Annotated in this window: 1 protein-coding gene; it reads right to left on the minus strand. The window is 66.3% G+C overall.

Annotation, left to right across the window (positions count from 1 at the left end; translation table 11 throughout):
* Positions 1-236, minus strand: a 236-nt coding sequence (locus tag RM572_RS29685; protein WP_311676424.1) for a DUF397 domain-containing protein, incomplete at its 3' end; no start/stop codon positions are given.
* Positions 237-255: the final 19 nt, after the last annotated feature.

Below are 255 nucleotides of genomic sequence, written 5' to 3' on the forward strand. Positions count from 1 at the left end.
GCGGTGAGGAGGAGGAAGGAACGCCATGTGGTGGGGGAGAGCGCGAGCTGTGGGCCGTGGGGGTCCTTGGAGTCGCGTACGTGCACGGTGGTGGCGCACGTCGCCACCTCGATGCAGTCGCCGTCACTGCCGCTGCTGTGGCTGGACTTGCGCCAGGACAGGGCCACTTCGACGCAGTCGTCGCCAGAGCTTCCGCTGTAGCTGCTCTTGAACCACGGCAGTTCGGACGCAGTCATGGCTCTCCTCGCATCTGCT

This window comes from Streptomyces hazeniae (assembly GCF_031845485.1).
Lineage (GTDB): Bacteria > Actinomycetota > Actinomycetes > Streptomycetales > Streptomycetaceae > Streptomyces > Streptomyces hazeniae.